Source organism: Vagococcus fluvialis (assembly GCF_003337315.1).
GTDB classification, from domain to species: domain Bacteria; phylum Bacillota; class Bacilli; order Lactobacillales; family Vagococcaceae; genus Vagococcus; species Vagococcus fluvialis.
In genome coordinates, this window is sequence record NZ_QPJV01000011.1 from 54,510 (window position 1) to 75,528 (window position 21,019).

Sequence of the window (21,019 nt, forward strand, 5' to 3'; positions counted from 1 at the left end):
GATATGTAATGCAATTAGTCGTATTTACAAAAGATAGTAAGTATTACGGTATTCGAACAGAAAATGTCGGTGAAATTATAAAATCAACTAAAATTTTTCATGTGCCTCAAGCTCAACCATGGATAGAAGGATTAATTAATTTGAGAGGAACAATCGTAACGTTAATTAATTTTTCAAAATTTTTAAATGAGGATGATAATGGTAGACATGAAAATATAATTATTATTAGAAATAAAGATAGTAAGATAGGCATTTTAGTTGAACAAATAGTTGGTGTTTTTTCTGTAGATGAAAATGAAATTCAATTACTTAATAAAAATGATAACAGTAACATTGAAGGCATTATTTCAATTAATGAAAAATTAACAAATATTATCGATATCATGACAATATTTACTGAAAATGAGGGATCCATTTGAAACAGGTACTGACACAGCAAGAAATCGATGCGCTTTTAAGTGCGATGAGCAATGGAGAAATTGATGAAGAGACCCTTCTTTCAGAAGAAAAAGAGATGGGACAAGTAAAAGCTTACGATTTTAGAAGGCCGACTAAATTATCTAAAGAGTATATTAATACTCTCTTTATGATTTTTGAGGATTTTTCTAAATTTGCAGGCAATCATTTAAGTACTCAGATAAGAACAAATGTCTCATTAAAACTTGCATCGATTGAGCAAATAAGTTATGACGAATTTATACATTCTATACCTAAATTTACTTTACTGGGCCTATTCCATTCGACACCGTTAAATGGCATTCAAATGATTGAGATTAACCCGCAATTATGTATGTTGATTGTTGAATTATTATGTGGTGGAAATGAAGCTCAAATTTTAAAAAATGAGGACGTAGAAAAGAAAAGCTTTACTGATATTGAAATTGCTATTTTAGAAGAAATTTTTAAAACTTTTGTATCTGCTTTTGAAAATGCTTGGAAAGAGATTACAGACATTGAAAGTAAATTGGATAGTTTAGATACTAATCCACAATTATTACAAAATATGTCTCCAAATGAGCCTGTTGTTTTGGTAACATTTACGGCAACTATTTTTAAAAGAAATACCTTTATAAACCTTTGTATACCTTATGTATTTTTTGAAGGTATTATTGATAAACTTAGCTTCCGAAATTGGTTTGATTCTGACAAAAATTTTAACAAAATTGATAATGAACATTTACAAAAAAATATAGAATCTGTTGAATTAGAATTAGAAACAGTGCTAGGTCAGACAGTCATGACATTATCGGATTTTGCTCAACTTGAGGTTGGCGACACTATTAGCTTAGATCAAAAAATATCAGAACCATTAAAAATGTATATAGAGAACCAACAATTTGGTCTAGTAAAACCTGGTAAAAAGGAAGATAAATTTGCGGTTGAATTACTAGAATTTTCAGAAGGGAACCTGAACGATGAATGAAAGATTATCACAAGAAGAAATAGATGCACTGATGAATACAAAACCTGAGGCTCCGTTCGATCAAACAATTAGCGATATTATTGGCGAAGTTGGTAACATTTCTATGTCACAAGCAGCAACAACTTTGTCTTCTATTTTAAACAGAAGAGTTATGATTACCACACCAAAAGTAACGTATGTTAAATTTCAACAAATACTTGACGAATTAGTGACTCCTAAAGTTTCAACAGTAGTAGAGTTTAAAGAAAGTTTAGAAGGTAGTAATTTATTGCTGCTGAATGTTGAGGATGCTATTATCATTGCTGATTTAATGATTGGTGGCGATGGTAATACAACTAATACAGAATTCACAGAATTAGAATTAAGTGCTGTAGGAGAAGCGATGAATCAAATGATTGGTTCAGCCTCAACTTCAATGGCAACTATGATGGGGAAAAAGGTTGACATATTACCTCCAGAAGTGAATCTATGGAAAGATGAAGGAGCCGTTCAATACAAGGGCATTGATGGTGAAACTGTTGTGTGTAAAATTTCATTTGATTTAACTGTGGAAGGTGTTATAGATAGTGAAATTATGCAAATATATACTCAAGAAATGGTTAAAGAAATATCAGATACAATGCTTCAAGATACAGCAGAAGTTTTAGAGGGGCGTGAAATCATGGTTGAAGAAATTAAAAATGAAGAACTACCCAAAAAAGAATCTAATAGAAAAGTAACGATTCAACAGCCTGAATTTTCTAATTTAGATAATAGAAAGGTAGAATCTAATATTGATAATTTAGATTTATTAATGGATGTACCTCTTGATTTTAGTGTAGTTCTTGGAAATAGCCGTAAATCTATTAAAGATATCTTATCTCTAGGAGTAGGTTCAGTTGTTGAATTAGATAAACTAACAGACGAACCATTAGAAGTCTATGTTAATAGCAAATTGATTGCTAAAGGAGAAGTAGTTGTAATAAATGAGAATTTTGGTATTAGAATTACTAATATTCTGTCTCAAAAACAACGAATAAATAATTTACACTAAGCTCTATGAATAAGCTGTTAAGGCTTATTCATGAAGCTTTTTTATTTAAATTGTCTTTATTCTTATTTAAAATATAATATAATTAGTAATAGTTAAAAATATTCACTAGCTAGGCTATTAATACCTTTGATATTTTACCGATAATTAATATGTATGAGTAGATGACTGGTCGCTAATATCTATACAAGGAGAGTATTTTATGAAAGTAAATAATCAGTATACATCTTATTTCGAATCATATCATTCGCAATCAAATCAATATAGTAAAGAAAATGAATATCCCACAACAACTAAAAAAGAATCCGTAGAAATTAATTTGTCGAGAACAAGTAAGCAGATTCGGTTAAACATTGAAGTTGATGATTCAAATAATTCAAAACGTGTTGAAGAGATTAAGCAAGCGGTTAAGGATGGAACTTATAAAGTTTCAGCTAAGGAAATAGCGAATAAAATGTTAGAAATGTTTAAAGGACAAGAAGATTAATATGGAGGTAAGAAAATCGTTTAGCCCATTGCTAAAGCAATTACTTCGTTTATTAAAAAAAGAAAAAAAGGCTTTAATTAAAAATGATGGAATATTACTTGAAAAAATTATTAAACAAAAGGAAGAGCTAATAGTTCCTTTAAATTCAATAAAAGAAATACCAAATGAAGAGGAAACAAAGTTATTAAAAGAAATAAAGCGGATTCAAAATGACAATTTATTATTAACTAAACAAGCAATTGCTTTTAATGATCATTTTTTATCAGCTGTTGGAAGTGGGATGAAAAAACAAAATTCAACCTATTCCAATAACGGTAATTTAAAAACACAAGAAGATATTGGTTTTATTAATCATTCGATGTAAAAATTTTTCTTCTTAAAGTGGCCGTCATCGAAAGTATAATAAATTAAGGAGGCGAAATAATGGTTGGTTTATTTGGAACATTAGGAACTGCTAATAAAGGTTTAAACGTTCAACAAAAAGCTTTAGAGACAGCAGGACATAATATTGCTAATGCTAATACCGTTGGGTATTCTAGACAACGTGTAAACATGGCAGCTGATAATCCTTACCGTATTGCTGGTATTGGTCAAGTCGGAACAGGAGTTAAAATTACTTCGATTAGTCGAATAGTTGATGATTTTGTTATAGGAAACATGAGACAAGAAACATCTTCATACAACCAATTTGAACAAAAATCAGATATTTTAGGACAGTTAGAGGTTATTTTTAATGAAACGCCTTTTCATAAAGGTTTATCAAGTAATTTAGCTACTTATTTTGATTCTTGGTCAAAATTAGGTTCTAATCCTGAAATGGATAACGCTAAATCGATTGTTTTAGAAAATGGTAACATTTTAACAGATGCTATTAACCACATGGCTAAACAAATTGATGAACTAAATGATAATACAGTATCTATATTAGAAAAAGGTACTCTTGACTTTAATGGTAAATTACAACAGTTAGATACTATTAATAGACAAATTTATAAAATTTCTAATGATGGAAGTATTCCTAATGATTTGCTCGACCAAAGAGATATTTTACTGGAAGACCTTTCAAGCTTCGCTAAATTAGAAACGTCTTTTGATAAATATGGACGAGTTTCTATTAAACTTGATAAACAAGATGTATTAACAAACAATGAAATTAAAACTGTTAGTGTTGTAGTTGGAAAAGATAAAGATGGGAAATCTTTAGTTTCAAGAGGTGGAGACTCTCTGAATAATAGAGAAGTGCTAGACGAAACTTATGAAGTTGGGCAAATACTCATTTCAGACTCTAAAAAAACTAATGACCCTTTCACACCAGTTGAAATGACAAGCGGTATTTCAAAAGGGATACAAGATTCATTAGTTGAAGTAAAAGCACGCATGAAAGAATTGAATAATTTTGTTTTTAACTTAGCTAAAGCCGTTAACACGATTCATTCTGATCAAGGAAAAAGTATTGATTTCTTTTCACTAGGTGATGATTCTAACTATGCGTTAAACTTAAAAGTTAACAGTGACATAAAAAAAGATCCTTCTCTCATAAATACTGGAAAAGATTTAGCAGGACATGAAGTAGGAGACGGATCAAGAGCTACAGCTATCTCAAAATTAAAGGATACTCGCTTAAAATACCCAACAGATTTTAAAACTTATAATCCCGATTCAATGTCATTTGAAAATGAAGATGGCGGTTTGACATTTTTAGGATCATTTATAGATATTGTAACAAAAAATGGTATCTCAAAACAGCAGGCAGATAATAAAGTAACTTCTCAAGAATATTTACTAAGTCAATTACAACAAAGAAAAGACTCTATTTCTAGTGTCAATGTAAATGAAGAGGTAACTGATGTTATAAGATTTCAAAGAGCTTTTCAAGCAAATTCGAAGGTGATCTCAGTCGTGTCTGAGATGTTAGATACATTAATTAATCGGACAGGAGTGTAATGTAAATGAGAGTTTCTAATTCAACCATTTATACAGAGTTTAATCGTAATATGGCAAATAATCTAAATCGTCTGAGAAAGTATCAAGACCAACTGAATTCTTTTTCTGAGTACAGCAAATCTTCTGATAACCCACTTGTTTATGCAAAAATTATCAACATGAATGATTCAATTGTTCAAAACGAATATTACAACTCTACAATTGCAGATTCTATGGCTTGGGGAAAGACGCAAGATTCAGCACTAGAAAGTGCTACTGATTCTTTACATAGAATTCGTCAATTGATTGAATCTAGCGCTACTGGTACACAGGGAAATAGTGAATTACAAGCTAATAAAAAAGAAATAATGTCTGAGATTGAGGGAATTGTTGACTCATTAAACACAAACTTTGATGGACGATATATTTTTGGTGGTAAAAATACAAAGACACCACCTTTTGAGATTGTAAAAGATGATAAAGGTGACATCGTAGAAGTTAAATACAATGGAACTAAAGATAAAGTTAATCCTGATGGAACGGTAACTAGCCAAGATGGCAATTTACCAAGAGTAATTGCAACTGGAGTGACAGTGGATTTAATTAGTGATGGTCGCTTATTTATGAAGGAAGAAGGGACAGCTGATAATCCTGAAAACTTAAGTACTTTCTTTTCAGATGTTATTAAAGCAATTAATTCTGATGATAAAGATAAGCTATCTAATGAACTGTTGGCAAAAGTTGATGTTCATACTGAGAACTTTGTTAATATCAGATCTAGAATTGGTACTGTAACTAATCGATTTGAAGCGGCCAAGGATAGAAATGAGAACGAAACAATTAACTTAAAAGAAGCCTTGTCAGAAAAACAAGACGTCGATGTTGTTCAAAAATACATGGAGTTTGCTAATCAGATGGTTGCCTACCAAGCTTCTTTATCAATGGGCACTAAAATTATGCAAACAAGTATACTAGATTATGTTTAAAAAGAAGCTTTCACCTTAACGTGAAAGCTTCTTTTTAATATGATGGAAGAGTGAGTAATTCTTCAACGAGAGTTGGTTGCCAGCCCTTATTTGTTATCCATTTAATTGTAACTCGGTAGGGTTGATTAGTGTTTCTATTTGATAGTAGACCAATAATTTCATTATCTTGATTAGTAGAATCTAACCACCATTCTTCAATTAAATCATCTTCTAAATTTAGAGCCATAGAGAATGAGTATTTCATCTCCACCCTATCAAGACTATTAGAATCAAAATTTATTGTATGTGGCTCTTTTTGTTGAGAAACTTGAGGTGTCCAATTTTCATTTTTCCATGCAGATTTGACATTTGAATCATCTGAATGAATAAGTTTAATGTTATTTGTTTTTTCTTTGACTGGCATAGGCTTATCTTTTGGTTTTTTTTCAGATGTTTTTTCTGAAATTAAGGCAACTTTTGGTCCACCTATTTCAATTTCTTTTGTTTCATTTTGTATTGTTGACTTTTTAATGAAAAAAATTAAAAAACAAATTATCAAAAAAATAAGAATTGTTATTTTTTTGTTATTTTTTATTCTATGCGGCATTTTTTTAAAAAAATTAATAGTGAAACACCCTCTTTTTTTACTGGTATAATAATATTTTAACATAATTTCACCTTTAAAATAAAGTATAAAAAAATTTTTGATTATTTTAAAAAAAAAGATTTAAACAGTTGTTATTTAAGCCGATATATATAACAGAGGGAAACCTCATAAAAAAATTATTTTATTTCAGGAGGAACAAAAAATGAGAATTAATACAAACGTATCTGCGTTAAACACATACTCACGTTTAACATCTGCTAATGCTTCAAAAAGCAACTCTTTAGCAAAACTATCTTCAGGATTCCGTATCAACCGTGCTGGCGATGACGCTGCTGGGTTAGCTATTTCTGAAAAAATGAAAGGCCAAATCAGTGGATTAAAACAAGCTGTACGTAACGCTCAAGACGGAATTTCTTTAATCCAAACAGCTGAAGGTGCATTAAACGAAACTCACGAAATTATCAACCGTATGCGTGACTTAGCTTCTCAAGGAGCTACAGGAACATTAGGTGATCAAGACCGTGCAGAAATCAACAAAGAATTTTCTGCATTAAAAGAAGAAGTAACTCGTATTGCTGATACAACAAACTTTAACCAAAAAACTTTATTAGATGGATCATTTGCTAGTGGAAAAGCTAAAATGACGGCAAATGCTGATGCTGAAGCAAATATGACAGTTTCTTTAAAAGACGACAGTAAAGACCTAACTGGATTAGTTGTAAAATTTAATCGTACAGATGGTGCTGCTGGAGCAGTGACTGTTGATGGTGATTATGATGTTAAAGATAACACTGATGGTACATATACAATTACAAACAAAAACGGTAAAAAAGAAGAAGTAGCAACTGTTACATTAACTGCTGAAGGTAAAGGTACAGCTGGAGATGCAACAGGAACTGTAACTGCCTCTTACGAAGCTGCTAAGAATGCTAAAGCAGATGCAACTAAAATGTCATTCCACGTGGGTGCAAATTCAAATGAAAAAATTAGTGTTAATATTGGCAACATGGATTCTAAATCTCTAGGATTAGATGTTTTAGATTTATCTACTGCTGAAGGTGCTAATGATGCAATCAACAAATTAGATGATGCTAAAGCAACTGTTTCTAGTGCTCGTTCTGATTTAGGAGCGGTACAAAACCGTTTAACTCATACAATCAACAACTTATCTACAACTCAAGAAAACTTAACTGAAGCTAACTCTCGTATTAGAGACGTAGATATGGCTGAAGAAATGATGTCATTCACTAAGAGTAATATCTTAGCTCAAGCAGCTACTTCAATGTTAGCTCAAGCAAATGCAATGCCACAAAGTGTTCTTTCATTATTACAAGGTTAATATCTTTTAATAAAAGTCGACTTTTTAGGTCGGCTTTTATTTGCTAATAGTGAAATAAAAAATGGTATTAAAAAGGAGTGTTAGGGTTGGATATTAATAACGATAGCATTTTATACCGTACAATTAATGAACAGGTAGACACCAAACATAAAGTTACTTTAGATAATAAATTGGAAATTACTGAAAAAACGATAAAAGATCCAGAAGGTAATGATTATAAACCTGGAACATTATCAAACTACAGTCAAGTTCAAATTCAAAAGATGATAGATGAATCAAATAAACATTTATTGGGAAAAGACGCAAAGTTAACATATAAAACACATGAATCGACAAAGAAAACGATTATTACTTTAGTAGATACAAAAACTAATGAAGTAATTAGAGAGATTCCATCAGAAAAAATGTTAGATTCAATAGCCAATATATGGGAGATGGTTGGTCTTATTGTCAACAAGAAAGGATGAGATAAATGGCAAGTGTCGGAAGTGCTTCAGGAATTAGTTCTACATTAGGAACTTACTCTGGAATTACCTCTAAGGAAATTGATAAGCTAATTGAAGCAGAATCAGTTCCCTTAACAAAAATGAATTTAAGAAAAAGTAAAATGACAGAGCAACAAAATGCTTGGAAAGATGTCAGACTTCGTTTAAATAGTTTATTTAGTAATCTTGAAAAATTACAAAAAAATGAAACATTTAATACTAAAGTAACTTCTAGTTCTCATCCAGAAAAAGTTAAAATTACAGCAACTGATTTAGCAGATGCTGAAAACTATCAAGTGACAGTTGAACGATTAGCTACGTCATCTAAATTAACTTCAGGAGAAATAAAGGGTTTAGGAGATAAATCTATTTATGATCAACTTGAAGTGTCAGGAACTCTTGAATTTCAAAATAAGAAAGGTGAAAAAATTACTGTTTCAATTGAAGAAAAAGATAGTCTAAAAGAAATTACTAATAGAATAAATCAAGAATCAAAAGAAACAGGAATTAAAGCAGCCTTAATTAATAATAGACTTGTGCTGACACATACTGAAACAGGTGAAAGAGACTTTGAAGTTCAAGGCTCACTTATGGAAGAACTTGGGTTAGATGGTGCTTCTTCTAAGTATGTAAAAGGTCAAAACGCTAAATTTACAGTTGACGGAATGGAAGTGATTCGTTCTTCTAATGAAATAAACGATGTCATTGAAAATGTAACGATTCATTTATTAGGTGAAACAAAAGAAAATGTGAGTTTGGGATTAAAAACTGATACAGAAAAACTAACAACAGCAGTAAAGAATTTTGTTGAACAATATAATAACGTAATGGGATTTATTTCTGAAAAAACATCAGTAGGAGATCCAAGTAAAAAGGATAATAAAACAGGTAGTCTAACTGGTGATGGCTCTTTAATGAGATTACAATCTAGCCTAAGGTTCTTAATGACTGGTGCTCCAGGAGCAAATGATAAAACTGATATTATTACTCCTATGGAAATTGGAATAGAAAGTAAAGATAAAACTTCAACAATTACTTTTGATGAAGAAAAATTTAAAGCGGCTCTAAAAAAAGATCCTGATGCTGTTAAAAATTTCTTCTATCATGAAACTAAAGAATTAAAAGAAGTAACTAATCCAGATGGCACAACTTCAAGTGAATTTAATAAAACCGAAATAGGATATACAGTTAAATTAAAAGAATTAATGAACGAATATCTAGATGACACTAAGGGAAAAAAAGGTGTTTTTAAATCTAAAGCTGAAACTTTAGAAAGTAATATGAAAGATATTGATGAAAGAATTGAACGTTTTAACGTTAAAATTGAGAAGAAAAAAGATTATTACGTAAGAACATTTACAAAACTAGACCAAGTAATGATGAATGCTGAAGCACAAATGGCTTATTTACAAAGTCAAATTGATTCGTTTGCAGCAAGATAAATGTTAGTAAGGGATGTGTATTAATATTATTGAAATGACTAATTTTTCAGAGTATTTAGTTCAAGAAATGCTTAGAAATGTTTTAACATGGGACCATACATCTGAACAGGCGATTATTATTTTAGAAAAAAATGAAGAATTAATGAATAAGTATCAAACTTTTTCAGAGAGAAAATTGACAAAAACAGAAGAGTGTCGTTTACGACAGCTAATTGTAAAAACGCAAGCAATTATCGAATTTTTGAAAACTGAAAAAGAAGAAATGATGAGTAATATTAATGCAATGAATCATTCTCAAAGAGGTGTCAATAATTATATGAGTTCCTACTCAGATTCATATTTTATTGATAAAGATTTTTAAAACTATTAGAGGTGTAAAATGACATATAGTAAAAGCAATACAGCATATCTTCATAATCAAATTTTGACAGCATCTCCCAAAAAACTAATTGAAATTCTTATTGAATCAGCTATAAAACATCTAAAATTAGCGAATCACTATATTGATAAAAAAGATATTCAAGAAGTAAATAAGCAACTTATAAAAGCTCAAGAGATTGTAATGGAATTAAAATTATCGATTAATCCAGATGTTCAGGGTGATGTACCAGTTCAACTTAGCAAAATGTATGATTTTATGTTTAATCAATTGATTCAAGCAAATTTATCAAAAGATAAAGAGAAAATTTTATTAGTTCAAGAAATGCTGGAGGAACTTTTAGAAACATGGGTTCAATTGTAAAAAATAAAGTAGTTAAGTTTTTATTGATAGTCATAGGATGCGTTATTATATTTTATTTAGTTAGTTATATTAGTAGGGTGAGTAGGGGACACTCTAATAGACTAGAGCTAACAGAAAATATCAAAGACATCTATGAAGAATCAAAAGATAAAAATAATCTTTTAATTGGTTATAAAGAGTCCCTAAAATTAGAAGAATCATCATTTTATGAATTACCAGTTCCTCTTATTAACCAGTTACAAGAACCAGCATTAAAGTATGGTTGTGAGGTAACTTCTTTAAGTATGTTATTATCATTTTTTCAATTGGAATATAGTAAGAATGAGCTACAAGATTTAATCAATAAAGAATTTTTTCTAGATGATATGGGAAATTACGGCGATCCAGATGTTGGCTTTGTAGGAGATGCAACGGGAAACACTCCAGGGACGGGTGTAAATGTGGGACCGATTGTTGAATTAACAGAAAAAATAATTGGTGATGAATTTGAGGTAATAAATTCTTCTGGAAAATCTATTGATGACATATTAAAGGTAGTTGCTAATGGAAATCCTGTTTGGATAGTTACGAGTATTGATTATAGTTTACCAAAAAAAACAGATTTTATTGAATGGAAAACCAGAAATGGTGTTAAACAAATATCTGTTAAACATCATGCTGCTGTTGTAATCGGATTTGATGGGAATTCTGTTTTGTTAAATGATGCTTTTGGTAAAAAAATAAGTATAGATAAAGAAAAATTAAGTGACATATATACTGGTATGGGGAGCCAAAGTATGTATGTCAATAAAATATTTTAGCAAAATCAAGTAACTTACTCAATTTAGTAAGATACTTTTTTCACTTCACTTAAATTTGCTAAATATAATAAATAAATATAAAAGATCCGTGTTGGGTCTTTTTTTGTTTTTTACAGCTATTTTATGATAAACTAGGAAGGAATCTACATGAAGGAGCGTATCAATGGAAATATTAGAATATACAATTACAGAGGAAAAGGGCCGTTTAGATAAAGTCTTAGTTGAAGCTTTTCCTCAATTTTCAAGATCACAAATTCAAGCATGGTTAAAGGAAGACCGTGTGACTGTTAATGATGAAACAAGTCGAGCAAACTATAAAGTGAAGGCTGATGATAAAATCGTTATTAACCGCCCAGAACCTCAAGTTATTGAGGCTGTTGCTCAAGACTTACCACTAGAAATTATCTATGAAGATGATAGTGTTATGGTAATTAATAAACCTCAAGGAATGGTTGTTCACCCATCAGCCGGACATCCTGATGGAACTTTAGTTAATGCGTTAATGTTTCATAGTGACAAATTATCAACTATTAATGATGTCATTAGACCAGGTATTGTTCACCGAATTGATAAAGATACATCAGGTCTTTTAATGGTAGCAAAAAATGATGAAGCTCATCTTTATTTAGCTGAACAATTAAAAGAGAAAAAAGCTTTAAGAAAATATGTGGCCTTAGTTCATGGAGAGATTCCACATGAAAAAGGAACGATTACCGCGCCTATTGGTAGAAGTAAAGACAATCGTCAAAAACAAGCTGTTGTAGGTGATGGAAAACCAGCAGTCACTCATTTTACAGTTCTGGAGCGTTTTGAAGAGTTTACTTTAGTTGAGTGTCAACTTGAAACAGGTAGAACACATCAGATTCGTGTTCATATGGATTATATAGGCTTTCCAATTGCAGGTGATCCTCTATACGGTCCAAAGAAAACATTACCTGGGCCAGGTCAGTTTTTACATGCTAAGACACTAGGGTTTGAACACCCTGTTACTCATGAAGAAATGATTTTTAGTAGTGACATTCCAGAAGTGTTTGAAGAAACTTTAGAAAACTTGAGACAAAACCGTTGATTTTAAGTTTTTTTTAAGGTATGATGATTTCAATAAATAAATAGAAGTCCTTTAAGAGTGGTCCTGTGAGGCTAAGAAGGAATAAGTTGATTTTTCTTATATCAAGGGTGGAGTGTATCCCGATAGCTAAAAGAAATCTCGTCTTTAACGTAAACAAATTCCTCTTATCTCTTTATGGATGAGAGTTTTTTTATGGACTTTTTTAGGAGGAAAACCTAGTGAGTGAAAAAGAGATTGTTGACAAAATGACAATGAACAGAGCTTTGACGCGTATCACTTATGAAATTATTGAAAGACATAAAGGAATTGATGACATTGTTTTAATTGGTATTAAAACAAGAGGTATCTACTTAGCAAATCGTATTGCTGAGAGATTAAAACAATTAGAAGGTAAGGAAGTACCGGTTGGTGAAATTGATATTACTTTATATCGTGATGATAATCATGAAATCAAAAAAGATGAACCAACAATTAACGCTTCTGACGTTCCATTTTCTATTGAAAATAAAGAAGTTATCTTAGTAGATGATGTTATCTTCACTGGTAGAACAATTCGTGCAGCACTTGATGCGATTATGGACTTAGGAAGACCAGATAAAATCTCATTAGCAGTTTTAGTGGACCGTGGACATCGTGAGTTACCAATCCGTGCTGATTACGTAGGAAAAAATATTCCAACATCAAAATCAGAGCAAATTACAGTTTCTGTTGAAGAAGTTGACGGAAGCGACAGAATCTTAATTAAAAATAAAAATTAAATAAGCTTTTTAATCGAGTACAGAGAGACTAGGAAGAGCGACTTAGACAATTATGATAGGAGTTAGTGTATCCATCTGTCTATTTTCGTGTGCCTCGTTTCGAACTTGAAACGAGGTTTTTTTATTGAAAAGGGGAAGAAAAAATGAGTCAAGAATTTAGAAATGAAGATGTGGTTTTAGATATTCAAGATAAGCCGAATGGTGTGAAGTGGTTAGGGTTAAGTTTACAACACCTTTTTACCATGTTTGGAGCAACTGTCTTAGTACCAATCTTAGTAGGAATTAATCCTGGAATTGCACTTTTTAGTTCAGGTCTAGGGACATTGGTTTACTTGTTTGTCACAAAAGGAAAGATTCCAGCTTACTTAGGAAGTAGTTTTGCTTTTATTGCAGCGATGCAAATGTTAATGAAAGACGCAGGTTATCCGGCAATTGCTCTTGGAGCAATTACAACAGGAGCGGTGTACTTGATTGTCTCTCTAATTGTAAAAAAATCTGGTTCAGGTTGGTTAGATAGATTATTACCACCTATCGTAGTTGGGCCAGTAGTAATGGTAATCGGACTTGGATTAGCCGCAAATGCAGCTAACCAAGCAATGTTTGAAAACTTAGGAACACCAGAACAAATTTATAATGTTAAATATATTGCAGTAGCACTGATTACACTTATTCTAACAATTATTTTCAACATGTATCTAAAAGGCTTTATGGGATTGATTCCAATCTTACTAGGAATTGTTTGTGGTTATATTGTTGCTCTAATCTTTGGCATAGTAAATATTGAGCCAATTAAAGAAGCTGCTTGGTTTGCAATGCCAAGCTTCCAAGTACCTTTTGTAACGTACACACCAAAGCTTTACTTAACAGCAATTCTAACAATGGCTCCAATTGCTTTTGTAACAATGACAGAACACATTGGTCATTTAATGGTTTTAAACAAATTAACTAAACGAAACTTTTACGAAAATCCAGGTCTTCATAAAACATTAATGGGTGATGGACTCGCACAAATTGTAGCTGGTTTAGTAGGAGGACCTCCTGTAACAAGTTATGGTGAGAACATCGGAGTGCTTGCCATTACACGTGTACATAGCGTTTTTGTTATCGGTGGTGCGGCTGCTTTAGCAATGATCTTAGCTTTTGTTGGTAAATTAACAGCTTTAATTCAAAGTATTCCTGGACCAGTCATTGGTGGAATTAGCTTTATCCTATTCGGAGTAATTGCTTCAAGTGGATTAAAAATTTTAATTGATAATAAAATTGACTTTAACTTAAAGCGCAATTTATTAATTGCTTCAGTTATTTTAGTAGTAGGAATCGGTGGATTAACATTCCAAGCTGGTCCAATCGCTTTATCAGGTATGGCTTTAGCAACACTCTTTGGAATCATTTTAAACTTAGTTTTACCTCAGCAAGCTAAAAGTGAAGCTGAATAACTTAGTCAATATTTAGGGGGAAACAAGATGATTATTACGTCAGAAAGAATTAGTTTAAAACATCTCTTAACAGCTGAGTCATTAAGTGATCAAGAAGTTATGGGCCTAATTGAAAGAGCTCAAGCTTTTAAACGAGGTGAAAAGGCTGAACTAAAAAAACAACAGTATTTTACAGCAAACTTGTTTTTTGAAAACAGTACAAGAACACATAAGAGTTTTGAAGTAGCTGAAAAAAAACTAGGGATAGACGTGATTGAATTTGACGCTAAGACAAGTTCTGTTTCAAAAGGTGAATCTTTATATGACACGGTGTTAACCATGTCAGCAATCGGCGTTCATGCTTGTGTGATTCGTCACTGGGAAGAAGATTATTACAACGAACTAATTCAAAGTAAAACGATTACTACCTCAATCATTAACGGGGGAGACGGAAGTGGTAATCATCCAACCCAATGTTTACTAGATTTACTGACTATTTATGAAGAGTTTGGTCATTTTGAGAACTTAAATATTGCGATTTGCGGTGATTTAACTCACTCAAGAGTAGCTAACTCAAATATGAAGATGTTAAAACGTTTAGGAGCGAATCTTTACTTTTGTGGTCCAGAGGCTTGGTATAATAAAAAGTATGAAGCCTATGGAACCTTTAAACCAATAGATGAGGTCTTAGATAAAGTTGATGTGATGATGATGCTTCGTGTACAACATGAGCGTCATGAAGGTAATAGTGAATTTTCAAAAGAAAACTATCATACAGAGTATGGTTTAACAACTGGAAGAGCTAAGAAAATGAAAAAGGATGCTATCATTATGCATCCAGCACCAGTTAATAGAGATGTTGAGTTGGCAGATGAGTTAGTTGAGTCTTATCAATCAAGAATTACTCAACAAATGTCAAATGGTGTTTTTATGAGAATGGCTATTTTAGAAGCAATATTACACGGAAAAGCATAGGAGGATAATGATGAAAACATTAATTAAGAATGGGTTTATTGTTGAAAGAGAGAACGAACTTAATCAAGTAGATGTGTGGATTGAGGAAGGGAAAATTAAGGCTTTAGGTCATTTTGATTCTGAAGTCCTATCTTTTGATAACATTATTGATGCTAAAGGCGGATTAATTGCTCCTGGGTTAGTTGATGTCCATGTCCACTTTAGAGAACCAGGTTTTGAATATAAAGAAACTATTGCAACAGGAAGTGCCTCAGCTGCTAAAGGTGGATTTACAACAGTTTGTGCTATGCCAAACTTAAAACCAGTACCAGATAATGCTGCAACACTAGAAGACATTAATCAACGTATTGAGGCGACGAGCCAAGTTAAAATTTTACAATATGCTTCTATTACAAAAGACTTAAATTCAGAAGAATTAGTTGATTTTAAAAGTTTGAAAAAGGCTAAAGCTTTTGCTTTTACAAATGACGGAGTTGGTGTTCAAACTGCTGGCACGATGTACTTAGCAATGAAAGAAGCAGCCAAACTAGATATGGCGATTGTCGCTCATACCGAAGATGAGTCATTACTTTTTAATGGGGTTATGCATAAAGGTAAGGTTTCAGAAAAATTAGGCTTACCAGGAATTATGAGTGCCACTGAGTCATCTCAAATTGCAAGAGATGTTCTATTAGCTCAAGAAACAGGAGTCCACTATCACGTGTGTCATGTATCAACAAAAGAAAGTGTCGAAGTCATTCGCCAAGCTAAAAAACACGGTATTCATGTAACTTGCGAAGTGTGTCCACATCACTTAATTATGACTGATCAAGACATTACACATGATCATGGAAACTTTAAAATGAATCCACCATTAAGAGCTAATGAAGATCAACAAGCTTTAATTGATGGATTATTAGATGGAACAATTGATTGTATCGCAACAGATCACGCGCCACATAGTTGTTGTGAGAAAAATCAAAGTATGGTTGACTCTCCTTTTGGAATTATTGGAAGTGAAACTGCCTTTCAGTTAATGTACACACACTTTGTTGAGACAGGTAAATTCACCTTAGAACAAGTTGTTTACTGGATGAGTACAGCACCATCAAGAATATTTAAATTAGATACAGGAACACTAGGTATTAACTCAGATGCAGATATTGCCATCTTTGACTTAGAAACCGAAAATGAAATAGAAGATAACTTTGCATCAAAATCAAATAATACACCTTTCATTGGTGAAAAAGTAAAAGGTGAAACATTATATACATTAGTAAATGGCAAACTTGTTTGGCATAAGGGAGAGTAGAGAATGAAACGATTGTTGATTTTAGAAGACGGAACATATTTTGAAGGTGTTGGCTTTGGCGCACCGAATATTACAACAGGGGAAGTTGTTTTTACCACTGGTATGAGTGGTTACCAAGAAGTTCTAACAGATCCAAGTTTTAAAGGACAAATGATTTTGTTTACTTACCCAACAATCGGAAATTACGGTATTAATCGGGATGATTTTGAATCAATGGAACCTGCTTGTAGTGGTGTCATTGTAAAAGATCACGCAAGAGTCGCTTCAAACTGGCGTAGTCAAATGACTTTAGATGATTTTTTAAAACAGAAAAAAATTCCTGGTATTTCAGGAATTGATACTCGCGCCTTAACTAAAAAATTAAGAGAATCAGGCACTATTAAAGGTAGTATCATTGATGTAGTCGAAGACTTAGAGCATGAATTTGACCAATTAAAAGCAACAGTTTTACCTGGAAATCAAGTAGCAGAAGTTTCAACGACTAAAGCGTACAGTATTCCAGGAACAGGTAAAAATGTAGTCGTTGTAGACTTTGGAATGAAGCATTCAATACTAAGAGAATTAGTTTCAAGAAAATGTGGCGTGACAGTTGTACCTTATAACTACACAGCTGAACAAATTTTAGCCTTATCTCCAGATGGTGTTTTATTATCTAATGGACCTGGAGATCCTAAAAATGTTATGGAAGCAACTAAAATGATTCAAGGCATTCAGGGTGAATTACCAATATTTGGAATTTGTTTAGGACATCAGTTACTAAGTTTGGCTAATGGCGCTGATACATTTAAATTAACTTATGGTCACCGTGGAAGTAATCATCCAGTCAGAGAAATTGCATCAAATAACATTTATTTCACTTCTCAAAATCACGGTTATGCTGTTTCACGAGATAGCTTAGATACAACAGATTTAATGATGACTCATATTGAGATTAACGATGAAACAGTTGAAGGTGTTAAACACAAAAAGTATCCTTCATTCTCAGTACAGTTTCATCCAGACGCTGCACCTGGGCCACATGATGCTGTATCACTTTTTGATGAATTTATTGAATTAATGGATAATTGGGGGAAATAAGATGCCAAAAAGAAATGATATTAAGAAAATACTAGTAATCGGTTCAGGCCCAATTATTATTGGTCAAGCTGCAGAATTTGACTATGCAGGAACACAAGCTTGTCTTGCTTTAAAAGAAGAAGGCTACGAAGTTATTTTAATTAACTCAAATCCAGCAACTATTATGACAGATAAAAATATTGCCGATAAAGTTTATATCGAGCCAATCACTTTAGAGTTTGTTGCTAAAATTTTAAGAAAAGAACGACCAGATGCTATTTTACCAACACTTGGTGGGCAAACAGGTTTAAACATGGCTATGACACTTTCAAAAAGTGGCATCTTAGAAGAATTAGATATTGAACTTTTAGGAACTAAATTATCAGCAATCGACCAAGCAGAAGACAGAGATTTGTTTAAACAATTAATGGAAGAATTAGGTGAGCCGATTCCTGAGAGTGTGATTGTAAACACCGTAGATCAAGCTTTAGATTTTGCTAAAGAAATTGGTTACCCATTAATCGTACGTCCAGCTTTCACTTTAGGTGGAACTGGTGGTGGTATGTGTGAAGATGAAGAAAGTCTAATTGAAATTACGAAAAATGGTCTTCATTTATCTCCGGCAACTCAATGTTTAATTGAAAAAAGTATTGCAGGCTATAAAGAAATTGAATTTGAAGTTATGCGTGACTCAAATGACAATGCCATTGTTGTCTGTCACATGGAAAACTTTGACCCAGTTGGTATTCATACAGGAGACTCTATTGTATTTGCACCATGTCAAACTTTATCAGATGTAGAAATTCAATTACTAAGAGATGCGTCATTAAAAATTATCAAAGCTTTAAAAATTGAAGGTGGATGTAACGTTCAGTTAGCTATTGACCCAGATAGTTACAAATACTATGTCATTGAGGTAAATCCTCGAGTAAGTCGATCATCAGCTTTAGCTAGTAAAGCAACAGGTTTTCCAATTGCTAAACTAGCAGCAAAAATTGCCGTTGGTTTAACTCTAGATGAAGTAAAAAACCCAGTAACAGAAACAACTTATTCAATGTTTGAACCAACACTTGATTATGTGGTTAGTAAAATACCACGTTGGGCATTTGATAAATTTGAAAAAGGAAACCGTATTTTAAGCACACAAATGAAAGCTACTGGCGAAGTTATGGCTTTAGGAAGAACAATTGAGGAGTCATTATTAAAAGCAGTTAGATCACTTGAAATTGGTGCTTACCATATTGAGTTAGAGGAATTAAAAGAGTTAACAGAAGCTGAAATTACATATGGCATGATTAATGCCCAAGATGACCGCTTATTTTATGTAGCAGAAGGTATTCGTCGAGGAATTTCTATTCATGACATTGCCAACTTTACAAAAATTGACCTGTTCTTCTTAGATAAAATCTTACATATTATTGAGATTGAACAAGAATTAGCACACAATGTGGAGGATTTAGAAGTTTTAAGAAAAGCTAAAAACTTCGGTTTAGCAGATAAAGTAATAGCAAGTAAATGGAACAAAAAAGAAGAAGACATTTATGCCTTAAGAAAAGCTGAAAATATTTTACCAGTTTACAAAATGGTAGACACATGTGCAGCCGAATTTGAATCTAAAACACCTTACTTCTATGGAACATATGAAACAGAAAATGAAAGTGTTAAATCAGATAAAGAATCTATCTTAGTACTTGGATCTGGTCCAATCAGAATCGGTCAAGGGGTTGAATTTGACTACGCAACAGTTCATTCGGTACAGGCCATTCAAGCACAAGGTTATGAAGCAATTATTATGAACAGCAATCCTGAAACAGTATCAACAGACTTCTCTGTTTCAGATAAACTTTACTTTGAACCTTTAACTTTAGAAGATGTTCTTCATGTGATTGAACTAGAACAACCAAAAGGGGTTATTGTTCAATTTGGTGGACAAACTGCTATTAATCTAGCTGAAGGTTTATCAAAAAACGGAATTAACATTATTGGAACAACGATTGAAGACTTAGACCGTGCAGAAAATAGAGATAAGTTTGAACATGCTTTAAGAGAATTAGGAGTGCCACAACCAAAAGGTGCTACAGCAACAAACGTTGAAGATGCAATTAAAATTGCAGAAGAGATTAAATACCCAGTACTTGTTAGACCTAGTTACGTTCTTGGTGGACGTGCTATGGAAATTGTTTGGAGTACTGAAGATTTGAAACGCTACATGAAAGAAGCTGTAAAAGCGTCTCCTGAGCATCCTGTTTTAATTGACCGTTATCTACTGGGGGTAGAGTGTGAAGTAGATGCCATTTGTGACGGTGTAGACGTGTTATTACCGGGAATCATGGAACATATTGAGCGAGCTGGTGTGCACTCAGGAGACTCAATGGCTGTATATCCACCACAAAACCTATCTCAAATAGTTACTGATAAAATTGTTGATTACACAAAACGCTTAGCATTAGGTCTAAACTGCCTAGGGATGATGAACGTTCAGTTTATTGTTCATGAAGAAGAAGTATATGTGATTGAAGTAAACCCAAGAGCAAGTAGAACAGTTCCTTTCTTAAGTAAAGTAACGGGAATTTCAATGGCTCAAGTAGCAACAAAATGTATTTTAGGTGAAAGTTTAAAAAAACAAGGGTTTGAAAGTGGACTTTACGAAGAATCTAACTACGTTCATATTAAAGCACCAGTCTTCTCTTTTGCTAAGCTACATGATGTTGATACACAACTTGGACCTGAGATGAAATCAACTGGGGAAGTAATGGGAACAGATACAACTCTTGAAAAAGCTTTATATAAAGCTTTTGAAGCAAGTGGTATGCACTTACCAAGTTACGGTTCAGTGTTATTCACCATTGCAGATGAGACAAAAGATGAAGCCTTAAAATTAGCTAAACGTTTCAGTAACATTGGTTATGGGTTAATCGCGACTGAAGGAACAGGTGAGTTCTTTAAGAGTCACGGCTTAGAAGTGAAAATAGTTTCTAAAATTGATCAAAGTGGTCAACTAAATGTACTAGATATTATTCGTCTTGGACATACCCAACTAGTTATTAATACAACTGGTAATGAAACACAACCAAAATCAGATGGCTTTAAAATTAGACGTTCAACTGTAGAAAATGGTGTGCCACTAATGACATCTTTAGATACAGCAGATGCGATACTAAAAGTATTAGAAGAAAGAAGTTTTTCAGCTATCGCATTATAAAACAAATAAG

At 32.4% G+C, this 21,019-nt stretch carries 21 protein-coding genes; 20 read left to right on the forward strand and 1 reads right to left on the reverse strand.

Annotated elements, in window-relative coordinates:
* Positions 1–8: 8 nt before the first annotated feature.
* The 7 genes from DFR54_RS10470 (at position 9) to DFR54_RS10500 (ending at position 5,849) form a co-directional block, all read left to right on the forward strand.
* Positions 9–419: a chemotaxis protein CheW gene (locus tag DFR54_RS10470; RefSeq protein WP_114290178.1), complete on the forward strand. Its 411-nt coding sequence runs from the start codon at positions 9–11 to the stop codon at positions 417–419.
* Complete coding sequence (fliM, locus tag DFR54_RS10475; RefSeq protein WP_114290179.1) at positions 416–1,423, forward strand: flagellar motor switch protein FliM; 1,008 nt, start codon at positions 416–418, stop codon at positions 1,421–1,423. The genes DFR54_RS10470 and fliM overlap by 4 nt, the downstream gene beginning before the upstream one ends.
* Positions 1,416–2,456 carry a flagellar motor switch phosphatase FliY gene (gene fliY, locus DFR54_RS10480; RefSeq protein WP_114290180.1) on the forward strand — a complete coding sequence of 347 codons (1,041 nt, stop codon included), beginning with the start codon at positions 1,416–1,418 and terminating at the stop codon, positions 2,454–2,456. The genes fliM and fliY overlap by 8 nt, the downstream gene beginning before the upstream one ends.
* 199 nt (positions 2,457–2,655) lie before the next feature.
* Positions 2,656–2,940 carry a flagellar biosynthesis anti-sigma factor FlgM gene (flgM, locus tag DFR54_RS10485; protein ID WP_114290181.1) on the forward strand — a complete coding sequence of 95 codons (285 nt, stop codon included), beginning with the start codon at positions 2,656–2,658 and terminating at the stop codon, positions 2,938–2,940.
* A gap of 1 nt (position 2,941) precedes the next feature.
* Positions 2,942–3,304 (forward strand): hypothetical protein, encoded by a 363-nt coding sequence (locus tag DFR54_RS10490; RefSeq protein ID WP_114290182.1) that lies wholly within the window; start codon positions 2,942–2,944, stop codon positions 3,302–3,304.
* Between the two features lie 59 nt (positions 3,305–3,363).
* Positions 3,364–4,884 (forward strand): flagellar hook-associated protein FlgK, encoded by a 1,521-nt coding sequence (flgK, locus tag DFR54_RS10495; protein ID WP_114290183.1) that lies wholly within the window; start codon positions 3,364–3,366, stop codon positions 4,882–4,884.
* Positions 4,885–4,889: 5 nt separating this feature from the next.
* Positions 4,890–5,849 (forward strand): flagellin N-terminal helical domain-containing protein, encoded by a 960-nt coding sequence (locus tag DFR54_RS10500; RefSeq protein ID WP_114290184.1) that lies wholly within the window; start codon positions 4,890–4,892, stop codon positions 5,847–5,849.
* Between the two features lie 34 nt (positions 5,850–5,883).
* Here the strand turns inward: DFR54_RS10500 and DFR54_RS10505 are convergent, their stop codons facing one another.
* On the reverse strand, positions 5,884–6,498 hold the full coding sequence (locus DFR54_RS10505) for a YrrS family protein (protein WP_114290185.1): 615 nt from the start codon (positions 6,496–6,498) through the stop codon (positions 5,884–5,886).
* 139 nt (positions 6,499–6,637) lie between these two features.
* On the opposite strand from DFR54_RS10505, the gene DFR54_RS10510 reads away from it, so the two are divergent.
* From DFR54_RS10510 to carB, 13 genes are all read left to right on the forward strand, one after another.
* Entirely contained in the window at positions 6,638–7,774 is a 1,137-nt protein-coding gene (locus tag DFR54_RS10510) for a flagellin N-terminal helical domain-containing protein (RefSeq protein WP_114290186.1), read from the forward strand.
* An 86-nt stretch (positions 7,775–7,860) separates the two neighbouring features.
* On the forward strand, positions 7,861–8,241 hold the full coding sequence (locus DFR54_RS10515) for a flagellar protein FlaG (protein WP_114290187.1): 381 nt from the start codon (positions 7,861–7,863) through the stop codon (positions 8,239–8,241).
* 5 nt (positions 8,242–8,246) lie between these two features.
* Positions 8,247–9,701, forward strand: a complete 1,455-nt coding sequence (gene fliD, locus DFR54_RS10520) for a flagellar filament capping protein FliD (RefSeq protein WP_114290188.1) — start codon at positions 8,247–8,249, stop codon at positions 9,699–9,701.
* A gap of 13 nt (positions 9,702–9,714) precedes the next feature.
* The gene (locus tag DFR54_RS10525) at positions 9,715–10,062 is read left to right on the forward strand and encodes a hypothetical protein (protein ID WP_114290189.1); all 348 of its coding nucleotides are present in this window, start codon (positions 9,715–9,717) and stop codon (positions 10,060–10,062) included.
* An 18-nt stretch (positions 10,063–10,080) separates the two neighbouring features.
* Complete coding sequence (fliS, locus tag DFR54_RS10530; RefSeq protein WP_086343240.1) at positions 10,081–10,443, forward strand: flagellar export chaperone FliS; 363 nt, start codon at positions 10,081–10,083, stop codon at positions 10,441–10,443.
* A gap of 77 nt (positions 10,444–10,520) precedes the next feature.
* A complete protein-coding gene (locus tag DFR54_RS10535) occupies positions 10,521–11,243 on the forward strand; it encodes a C39 family peptidase (RefSeq protein WP_170126957.1) in 723 nt (240 codons plus the stop codon).
* 163 nt (positions 11,244–11,406) lie between these two features.
* Complete coding sequence (locus DFR54_RS10540) at positions 11,407–12,312, forward strand: RluA family pseudouridine synthase (protein ID WP_114290191.1); 906 nt, start codon at positions 11,407–11,409, stop codon at positions 12,310–12,312.
* A 218-nt stretch (positions 12,313–12,530) separates the two neighbouring features.
* The gene (pyrR, locus tag DFR54_RS10545; RefSeq protein ID WP_086343237.1) at positions 12,531–13,070 is read left to right on the forward strand and encodes a bifunctional pyr operon transcriptional regulator/uracil phosphoribosyltransferase PyrR; all 540 of its coding nucleotides are present in this window, start codon (positions 12,531–12,533) and stop codon (positions 13,068–13,070) included.
* A 143-nt stretch (positions 13,071–13,213) separates the two neighbouring features.
* Positions 13,214–14,506, forward strand: coding sequence for a solute carrier family 23 protein (locus DFR54_RS10550; RefSeq protein WP_086343236.1), 1,293 nt, complete (start codon positions 13,214–13,216; stop codon positions 14,504–14,506).
* Positions 14,507–14,533: 27 nt separating this feature from the next.
* Positions 14,534–15,460 carry an aspartate carbamoyltransferase catalytic subunit gene (locus DFR54_RS10555; protein WP_114290192.1) on the forward strand — a complete coding sequence of 309 codons (927 nt, stop codon included), beginning with the start codon at positions 14,534–14,536 and terminating at the stop codon, positions 15,458–15,460.
* Between the two features lie 10 nt (positions 15,461–15,470).
* Positions 15,471–16,751, forward strand: coding sequence for a dihydroorotase (locus DFR54_RS10560; protein WP_114290193.1), 1,281 nt, complete (start codon positions 15,471–15,473; stop codon positions 16,749–16,751).
* A gap of 3 nt (positions 16,752–16,754) precedes the next feature.
* Positions 16,755–17,828 carry a carbamoyl phosphate synthase small subunit gene (locus DFR54_RS10565; protein ID WP_114290194.1) on the forward strand — a complete coding sequence of 358 codons (1,074 nt, stop codon included), beginning with the start codon at positions 16,755–16,757 and terminating at the stop codon, positions 17,826–17,828.
* A 1-nt stretch (position 17,829) separates the two neighbouring features.
* The gene (gene carB, locus DFR54_RS10570) at positions 17,830–21,009 is read left to right on the forward strand and encodes a carbamoyl-phosphate synthase large subunit (RefSeq protein WP_114290195.1); all 3,180 of its coding nucleotides are present in this window, start codon (positions 17,830–17,832) and stop codon (positions 21,007–21,009) included.
* Positions 21,010–21,019 lie beyond the last annotated feature (10 nt).